Source organism: Neiella marina (assembly GCF_002165625.1).
Taxonomy (GTDB): Bacteria; Pseudomonadota; Gammaproteobacteria; order Enterobacterales; family Neiellaceae; genus Neiella; species Neiella marina.
On record NZ_NGNS01000002.1, the window covers coordinates 341,755 to 350,660 of the forward strand.

Here is an 8,906-nt window from a genome sequence, read left to right on the forward strand (position 1 = left end):
ATTATGTGATTCTCTATTTCTTGAAATTTAACAACTGTTAATCGAGCTCCGGCTCCGTGGGCTTGATGTCGTCGCTGGGGTAGCAGCCTAGCACTTTGATAAAGGTTGTAATGTCTTGCAACTGCTCCATCGCCAATTGCATATTGCTGCTTTTAACGTTGCACTCAACATCCACGTAAAACATCTCTTCCCAAGGGTTGCCCGGAATTGGTCGCGATTCTAGCTTGCACATGTTGATATTGTTTTGCTTCAAAATCAGCAAGGCATCTACCAGCGCACCAGGACGTTGTTTTACCGACATGATAAAGGTTGTTTTAGCCGGAATTTGCTCAGCAACATCAACTGGTTTACGAGCAATAACGATAAAGCGGCTAAAGTTCTGCGCTTGATTGGCCAACCCTGTGCGGATTGGCGTTAAGCCATAGAGTCTGCCTCCTTCGGCGTTGCCGATGGCAGCGACATCATCACGCTTCATGTTGGCGACCACTTCAAAGGCATGGGATGTGGCATCGGTTCGCTCGACCGTGACATCGGAAAGCATGCCAAGATAGTCGCTGCATTGCGCGATAGGTTGGAAGTGAGAGTAAATGGTTCGAATTTTTTCTTCGGTCGTGTCGGTGGCAACCAGTAAACAGTGCTCTACTGGCACGGATAGTTCACCGATGATATGTAAGCTGGTGTGCTGCAGCACATCGTACACCTCATTGATACCACCAGAAGAGGTGTTTTCAATCGGCAACAGTGCATAGTCAGCTAAGCCATTTTCGACTTTGGCGATAATTTCTTTGAAGTTCTTACAGCCGTGTTCAATGACCTCTTCGGCTCGGCGAGCGAAGTATTTATGTGCCGCTAGGTGACTATATGACCCCTGTTGACCGAGAAATGCCACTCTGACTTTATTGGCGATGGTCTCTGGATTGATGTGTTGCTGTAAGTAAGCCTGTTGGAGTAACACCGAATCTTCAATCACGCTATGAAACACTTGCGTCACGTAATGTGAATCGAGCTCTAGCGGTTTGCCTTGCTCAATGAGTTCAACAAGTAGCTGTTGCTCGCGGCTGGTATCCCGAATTGGCTTGCTGCTGGCGAGTTTACTTTTGGCAACTTCAATGCTCAGCGCGCGTCGCTGGGCCAAAAGCTTGAGCAAATCGCTATCCGTTTGCGAGATCTGTAGGCGAACCTCGTTCAAATCAGGTGAAGACATGGCTTGTCCTTGCAACTTTTACATCTAAAACAAAAAAGGCCTCCCGTTGTGTGGGAGGCCTGTGTTTGGTATCCGCTCAATACAACACAACCACCCGCTATGAGGTGGTAAAAAACGAAAAAATCAGGTGTTGTTGGAGTCGTTTCATGGCTGACAATCTAAGGAATAGGGCGGCTGCTGTCAACCAAAATTGACGCGAGTACGCCCTTGACGTACTCGCTTTGACTTGAAGTTTTATGCGGCTTGAGTTCTCGCTGTTGTTTGTTTGCCCCGATGACGGATCACCTGCTGTTTCAGCTTATCGACAAGACGATTGGTGGCCGTTTGAAAGTTCTCATGATTCGCCTTGGCGAAGATTTCATTGCCCGGAGTGAGGATACGGGCTTCGACCATAATGTCGTTGCCATCTTTTTCAATAACGACACGAGGGTTGATCAGCTGGACGTCAAGACGCTCTAGTTTGCTAAATGCATAGCTGATGTGCTCGCGAATGGAAGGGGTAACAGGCATTGTTTTACAGGTGATTTCGATATTCATCGTGGGCTCCTTTTTTGCTTGCCTCGAAATCAGAATACGAACTGACACGGAGAATAATGTGATGCAAATCAATTTCGTGAAGGCGGAAAAAAGTTCCCAGATTATTTGTGAGAAGGACTGCAATAACGGCTTGAGGAAGATGGCTCTTTGCAACCACTCAGTTACATTAAGCTAATATATAGAGCCTGCCGAGGACAGATAGGTGGTAGTAATTTAACCCGTGCTACTGGCGAGAACCGTCTTTTCTGTTGCTTCGCAAGCCAAGGCCAAACATAAACTCTAAAGCAAACACTATTGCTAACAATCCAAGCACCAAATAAATCGTCATCGAATCAGCCACTTTAGTCTTAAACGGTTAAAAGATGAGCTATTGAAAGGCGCAACAGCTTCTGCTGTCAAGAATTTGGCGAACATTATGATATTAATGTGAGTTTTATCTCGTTACACCGATACCACGTTGCCTGAGCGGCCTAGATTACTGGTACCGCCTTGGGCATTGTATGTCACCCCTGACTGCTTGCTCGCTTTTGCCAGAACATTTTGTAAGCGGCCGATACTGGTCATTGCCAGAGCGATCATCCGGCCATTGCTCTCGTTGAGCTCTTTGCAAAGTTTGAGCAGCGATTTGGCTTTGGTGGCTTGTTGCTTTAGTTCGGCGGTATCTAGTTGATGTTTGGCAAGTGCCTGATCGCCAATTTGAAGCTCTTTCAGTAAGGCTGTTTTCTGCGGCGGGATACTCGCTAAGGAATCTAGTTGGCGCTCGACCAAAACGCGCTGCTCCTCGGTTAGAAGCTGCTGCAGTAGTTTGAGTCGTTCAAGCTGTTTTTCTAATAGGGCTGTTGCTGCGTGTTGCTGGTTCATTAGGCGCCTGTCAGATTTCCGAGTTCTTTCTCGAAAGCCTGCAGTTTTTGGGCCAATTTTTCAGGGTCAACTTTGTATTGGCCCTCAGCGATCGCTTTTTTGATGTTCGCAACTCGCTCCTGGCTGAATGAAGGGGAACTTGCCATGGCTCGTTGCATGCTACCTAATGATTGGGCTTGTTGAGTGAGTGACACCGAATCTTTTACCGCAGCAGGGCTTGCCTGCTGGTTTGATTGGCTTTGGGATTGGGTAGTTTGTCTATTTTGTTGAATCTGAACTTCAGACTTACCGGCAGTCGAGCCTTTCACCTGATTGCCAGGATTTCCTTGCACGCGGTTTGTGTCGATAGCCATAATTGATTCCAACTCGAAAGATCGTTTCTCTGCCTAGTATATCGGAGCGATTAAAAAAATCTTTAATGAATTTATCAAATTTTTATCTGAACCTTGCCGGTGGCAACGACAACGGCATTTATTTTCCGGCCAGACCGCTTGTTTTGAACGCGTATGGTATCGCCTTGGGTACCATTGTTGAGTGCGAGCCCTTCGGTTTTGATGCGCAGGCCGCTGCCCGCTGCTTCGATAATGACGTCTTCACCTTTACACACTTGGCATAACGATCGTTTGCGAATGACTTGATTGGCACTCACCGATTGTCGCGATTTGGAGCCTAGTACTTCCGATGGATCGGTGAAATAGCCACCGCGTAATGAAAATGTATCACGGTATTCTATGGCCACATCAGCCTCTTCGAGCACGTGCCCGCTGGCTATTGCCGTTGTTGTGATGACTGCTGCTTGCAGTTTTTTTATCTGTGTCGGTACATAAAGTGACCAAATTACGTCACCAGACTCAGCAATGCATTGGGTGTGAATCGTGCTATTTCGAGATATAGCTTGTTTGTTGCCACTTACTTTAAAGCTCAAATCATTCGGGCAATCTGCCAGCTTAATCCGCGGGTCTAAACCACGAATACCGATTTCCCAGCGGGTCGTGTCATTGCTTTCCACTTGCGACTCGATAAACTCTCGCACTTGCTGACGAAGATCATCGAGCGAAAAGGCTGCTCTCGATGTGAATGATGTGACGCAACCGACAGTCAGGATAAGCACTGTAAGTAAGGTGCTAAATCCGTTTGGATTTTTCATCTGATTTCCCATAGATTCAGCTATGATGTATAAACCTGCGAGTGTCGAGACTCTGACACAAGCAATTAATTTCAAAGGTGTCACGCAAAGGCTGTGCCACCTAGTTGCACCAGAAGTGAGGTTGCATTCATGGCTGGGATCCTGGATTCAGTAAACCAAAGAACTCAACTTGTTGGCCAAAACCGGTTAGAGCTGTTGCTCTTCAAACTGGGGACTCGTCAGCGATATGGCATTAACGTGTTTAAAGTAAAGGAAGTGCTTCAATGCCCAACCTTGACTGCAATGCCAAAACGTCATCCGTTTATCCGCGGCATTGCGCACATACGTGGTAATACCATATCGGTCATTGATATGAGTTTGGCAACCGGCGGTCGCGCCATTCAAGATATTGAAAATTGCTTTATCGTAATTGCCGAATACAACCGCTCCACCCAAGGCTTCTTGGTTTCCAGTGTTGAACGCATTGTGAATGTTAATTGGGAGTCGATTCAGCCGCCGCCTTCAGGTTCGGGACGAGCAAGTTATTTGACTGCGGTTACTGAAATTGAAAAGGAGCTTGTTGAGATCCTTGACGTTGAGAAGATTCTCGACGAGATCAACCCTGTTTCTACTGAAGTCAGTGAAGATGTCATCGATGAGAATGTTGCACAAGCAAACACTGGTCGAGCCATCATGATTGCTGACGACTCAAGTGTCGCACGCAACCAAATCAAACGAGCGCTGTCACCATTGGGCATGGAAATTCACCTGGCTCGTGACGGCAAAGAGGCTCTGGAGCAACTCAGAGAGCTGGCCAAACAGCATAGCCCGTTGCACGACTGGATGCCTGTTCTCATCTCAGACATTGAAATGCCAGAGATGGACGGCTATACCCTTACAGCAGAACTGCGAAATGATCCTGACTTAAATAAGCTACACATTATTTTGCATACATCCCTCAGTGGTGTGTTCAACGAAGCCATGGTAAGTAAGGTTGGGGCAAATAACTTTATCCCTAAGTTTAATCCTGATGAGTTGGCTGAAGCTGTTCAGCAAGCAGTAGAAGCGGCCCTCTAGATTGACTGTTTTAGGCGGTATTCGAGGTAATCAGTGCCAAAGAATTTAACGGACATGGAATACAATGCCTTTCGAGAGTACTTGGAAAAGCACTCGGGCATAGTGTTGGGCGACAACAAGCAATATCTGGTTCGGAGCCGTTTGGCGCCAGTGTTGACGAACTTCAACTATAAGAATCTCACTGAAGTTCTGAAAGCACTGCAAGTGCCGAGTCAGCGAGAGCTGCGCGCTACGGTAATCGACGCCATGACCACCAATGAAACCCTATGGTTTCGTGATGGTTACCCTTTTGAATTATTGAAAAAGCAGCTCTTTGCCGATTTTCATGGCATGAGCCGCCCGGTCCGAATCTGGTCGGCCGCCTGCTCTTCGGGGCAAGAGCCCTATTCTCTGTCGATGACGTCGCTGGAATATCAAATGTCGAAGCCTGGAGCCTTGGCAAGAGGTGTCGAAATTTTGGCGACCGATATTTCATCGACCATGCTGGATCAATGCAAAACCGCAGAGTATGACGAGCTGGCGCTATCTCGTGGATTATCGCCTGAGCGCCGGCGACAGTTTTTTGAGCAGGGCACCAATGATAGCGGTCGTTGGCGGCTAAATGCCAAGGTAAGACAGCAGGTTTCATTCCGCTATGCCAACTTACTTGAAAGCTATGCGCTATTGGGCCGTTTCGATATTATCTTTTGTCGCAACGTATTGATTTATTTCTCATCTGACGTAAAAGCAAAAATTATTTCCCAGTTTGCGTCGGCGTTAAACCCTGGTGGATACCTCATGTTAGGGGCGTCGGAATCGATTTCGGGATTGACTGACAAGTTCGAAATGATTCGTTGCAATCCGGGCATTGTTTACAAGGTCAAAAAGTAACCTCCTTCATTGTCGCTGGGCTTACTATTAAGTGAGTCTGGCGCTTTCCTTCAAGCGTCAAAAATCAGTCTGGCACAAACGTTGCTTTATGTTCTCCACTTACGGAGGATTTGCAATGGCGATTAGTTTTGATAGAGCACTCGGTGTGCATCAGCACACACTCGGAATTCGATCTGAGCGAGCGGAAGTGCTGGCCTCTAATATGGCGAATGCCGATACCCCAGGCTACAAAGCTCGAGACGTCGACTTCAAAGCTGCTTTTGCTAAGGCACAAGGTAATGTCGCAAGCCGGCAACATCTTGCCAAAACCGATGGCAAACATATTACCGGCTCAAGCCAATTGTCCCCCGAATTGAAATTTCGTGTGCCCAACCAGCCAGACACCGGCGATGGTAACACCGTCAATATGCAGACAGAGCGGAATAGCTACTTACAGAATGCGCTGGAGTATCAAGCGAGTGTTAGATTTCTGGATAGTAAATTCAAAGGCCTAACTAAAGCGCTGAAAGGAGAATAATCATGAGCTTATTTAACGTACTGGACGTTTCTGGCTCTGCCATGTCAGCGCAGTCGGTCCGCATTAACACTACCGCCAGTAATTTGGCCAACGCCAATAGTGTCTCTAGCAGTGCCAATGAGACCTATCGAGCCCGTCAGCCGGTATTTGCTGCAGAACTGAATAAAGCGGTGAATGGTGAGCATAGCGTTCCGGTACAAGTACTCGGCGTGGTGGAAAGTGACCGCCCGCTCAACATTGAATACGCTCCGAATCACCCAATGGCGAACGAAGATGGTTACATTTTCAAGCCTAACGTCAATGTGGTGGAAGAAATGTCGAACATGATTTCTGCATCTCGCTCTTATCAAACCAGTGTGCAAGTGGCAGATGCAGCCAAAATGATGTTGCAAAGAACCCTGACTCTTGGCCAGTAAGCGAGGGGGAAATAAATGAGTATAGATACAACAGTTACCAACCCCTACTTGGACTCCATGCGACTGGAGACTTCTGATGGGGCGAAATACGAAACAGAAGAAGAGCGAAGTGAACTGACGCAAGAAGATTTCTTTGCTCTGCTAACTCAGCAGTTGGCCTACCAAGATCCGTTCAAGCCAGTAGAAAACGCTGAGATGATCTCGCAAATGACATCGTTTAGCACGGCAGAGGGCATCACTCAGCTCAACGATCAAATTGGTGATATGAACGCCCTAATGAGCTCTTCTCAGGCGCTGCAAGCATCAACCTTAGTCGGCCAAAATGTGCTGGTACCGGCAAACACTGGCCACCATAGCGGTGACGGTATTGATGGCATCGTGGCGCTTGAGTTGCCAACGAGTAATCTCACTATTCGCATTGAAGACGAGACAGGACAAGTGATTAACACCATTGAGATGGGTGATCAGTCGGCTGGTAATGTCAAATTCGAGTGGGATGGCACAGACCTTGCTGGTAATCCGGTAGAGCCTGGCAACTACATCATTCGGGCAAATGGTTTGCAAGATGGTAAGGCGACAGAGCCGCCAACAGCCGTTTATGCCAATGTGCAAAGTGTCAGTTTAAGTAATTCTTTAGATGGCGCCACCCTCAACCTGAGTGGCTTGGGCGGCATCAAGTTAAGCGATGTATTAGAAGTCGCTGAAGGTTAAACGAATTCCGTATACAGGAGAGCAGTTATGTCATTTAACATTGCATTGAGCGGTTTGAATGCGTCGCAGAAAGATCTCGACGTCACCGCAAACAACATCGCCAATGTGAACACTTACGGGTTCAAAGAATCTCGTGCGGAATTTGCCGATGTCTATTCCAGCAGTATTTTCACCAATAGCCAAACCAAGGTAGGTGAAGGTGTCACCACGGCTTCTGTCGCACAACAATTTAATCAGGGTAGCTTCCTGTTTACCAACAACTCGCTAGATATGGCCGTTGATGGTGAAGGTTTCTTTGCCACTAGCCCCGAGCTCGGTGATCAAATCGTCAACCTGACTCGTGCTGGTGCTTGGAAGCTTGATGCTGAAAACTATGTAGTCAACTCGGCAGGCGAGTACTTGCGAACTTTCCCTGTGAATGATGATGGCACGGTTTCGTCCATTTCACTTGCTTCCACCCAACCTTTGCAAATTCCGAGTTCAGCAGGTGATCCAACAGCGACAGAGAATGTTGATATTAGTGTCAACTTACCAAGTAGCGCTGCAGCTCCTGATGATGGCGGAGCTCCTCCTGGACCGGTGGCTTTTGATTGGACTAATCCTGATACTTACAATGCTGCTACTTCAGTAACCGTTTATGACTCACTGGGCCAAAGTTACGTCCAAACGACGTATTATCGGAAAGACTTTGATGCGACAAACAATCCGAATCGTTGGGAAGTTTATTACACCATTTCCAACGGTACCGATACCGTGCCATTATCTGTTGATCATACTGCTAACGCTGCTGGTGACGTCTATCCAGATGGTAGTGGGAACGAACAAACTGGTGCGGTAACGCCAGTAGCTGGTGATACCGCAGGTCATTACATTGAGTTTAATTCTGACGGTACCCTAAATAACATCAACAATGGAAATACAGTCACAACCATTCCGATTGGTACTGTCGCTGCGCCTCCGCCGGGCACCAGCTCAGGTGCTGGATTGGATATGGGCGGTGCTGACGTGACGCAGCAAATTACGATTAATCAAAGCAACCCAACTCAGTACGCTTCGGCATTTCAGGTCAATAGCCTGACTCAAGATGGTATTACGGTTGGCCGCTTGACCGGGATTGATATTGCTACTAACGGGCTAGTGCAGGCAACTTACAGTAATGGCTTTACCGAACCGCTTGGTAAAATTGCATTGGTGACAGTTGCCAACTCACAGGGATTGGCACAAATCGGTAACACCTCATGGCAAACAACACAGGCTTCTGGAGATGCCCTCGCCGGTGAACCTGATTCAGGTTCGTTTGGTAAGATTCGTTCAGGTACTATTGAACAATCCAATGTTAACCTCACCACTGAATTAGTTGATTTGATTACCGCTCAGCGGAACTTCCAGGCTAACAGTCGAGCATTGGAAGTGAACAACACCATTACCCAGAATATTCTTCAGATTCGATAATCGCTGGACGGTGACAAAGGCTGCCTTGTGGCCTGTCTCTTGATCACATCTTAGAGTTCAAGAGACTTGGCTAGCTCGTACCCTTCAAGGATGGCTTGTAATTTGAGCCATCCTTGCCACAGCACTTTAACTGAA

At 47.4% G+C, this 8,906-nt stretch carries 11 protein-coding genes; 6 read left to right on the top strand and 5 right to left on the bottom strand.

What is annotated here, in order from left to right:
- Positions 1–37: 37 nt before the first annotated feature.
- The 5 genes from CBE68_RS03345 to flgA form a co-directional block, all read right to left on the bottom strand.
- Positions 38–1,204, bottom strand: a complete 1,167-nt coding sequence (locus tag CBE68_RS03345) for a chorismate mutase (protein ID WP_087504631.1) — start codon at positions 1,202–1,204, stop codon at positions 38–40.
- A 234-nt stretch (positions 1,205–1,438) separates the two neighbouring features.
- Complete coding sequence (gene hpf, locus CBE68_RS03350) at positions 1,439–1,741, bottom strand: ribosome hibernation-promoting factor, HPF/YfiA family (RefSeq protein ID WP_087504632.1); 303 nt, start codon at positions 1,739–1,741, stop codon at positions 1,439–1,441.
- Between the two features lie 441 nt (positions 1,742–2,182).
- Positions 2,183–2,602, bottom strand: coding sequence for a flagellar protein FlgN (gene flgN / locus CBE68_RS03355; protein ID WP_087504633.1), 420 nt, complete (start codon positions 2,600–2,602; stop codon positions 2,183–2,185).
- Positions 2,602–2,955, bottom strand: a complete 354-nt coding sequence (gene flgM, locus CBE68_RS03360; protein WP_087504634.1) for a flagellar biosynthesis anti-sigma factor FlgM — start codon at positions 2,953–2,955, stop codon at positions 2,602–2,604. The genes flgN and flgM overlap by 1 nt, the downstream gene beginning before the upstream one ends.
- Positions 2,956–3,029: 74 nt before the next feature.
- Positions 3,030–3,749 carry a flagellar basal body P-ring formation chaperone FlgA gene (flgA, locus tag CBE68_RS03365; protein ID WP_158100480.1) on the bottom strand — a complete coding sequence of 240 codons (720 nt, stop codon included), beginning with the start codon at positions 3,747–3,749 and terminating at the stop codon, positions 3,030–3,032.
- Between the two features lie 129 nt (positions 3,750–3,878).
- On the opposite strand from flgA, the gene CBE68_RS03370 reads away from it, so the two are divergent.
- From CBE68_RS03370 to flgE, 6 genes are all read left to right on the top strand, one after another.
- On the top strand, positions 3,879–4,805 hold the full coding sequence (locus CBE68_RS03370; RefSeq protein ID WP_087504636.1) for a chemotaxis protein CheV: 927 nt from the start codon (positions 3,879–3,881) through the stop codon (positions 4,803–4,805).
- 54 nt (positions 4,806–4,859) lie between these two features.
- Positions 4,860–5,675 carry a CheR family methyltransferase gene (locus tag CBE68_RS03375; RefSeq protein ID WP_188708032.1) on the top strand — a complete coding sequence of 272 codons (816 nt, stop codon included), beginning with the start codon at positions 4,860–4,862 and terminating at the stop codon, positions 5,673–5,675.
- Positions 5,676–5,790: 115 nt separating this feature from the next.
- Complete coding sequence (gene flgB / locus CBE68_RS03380) at positions 5,791–6,192, top strand: flagellar basal body rod protein FlgB (RefSeq protein ID WP_087504638.1); 402 nt, start codon at positions 5,791–5,793, stop codon at positions 6,190–6,192.
- A gap of 2 nt (positions 6,193–6,194) precedes the next feature.
- A complete protein-coding gene (gene flgC / locus CBE68_RS03385) occupies positions 6,195–6,608 on the top strand; it encodes a flagellar basal body rod protein FlgC (protein WP_087504639.1) in 414 nt (137 codons plus the stop codon).
- Positions 6,609–6,623: 15 nt separating this feature from the next.
- The gene (locus CBE68_RS03390) at positions 6,624–7,319 is read left to right on the top strand and encodes a flagellar hook assembly protein FlgD (protein WP_087504640.1); all 696 of its coding nucleotides are present in this window, start codon (positions 6,624–6,626) and stop codon (positions 7,317–7,319) included.
- A gap of 27 nt (positions 7,320–7,346) precedes the next feature.
- The gene (flgE, locus tag CBE68_RS03395; protein ID WP_087504641.1) at positions 7,347–8,771 is read left to right on the top strand and encodes a flagellar hook protein FlgE; all 1,425 of its coding nucleotides are present in this window, start codon (positions 7,347–7,349) and stop codon (positions 8,769–8,771) included.
- Positions 8,772–8,906 lie beyond the last annotated feature (135 nt).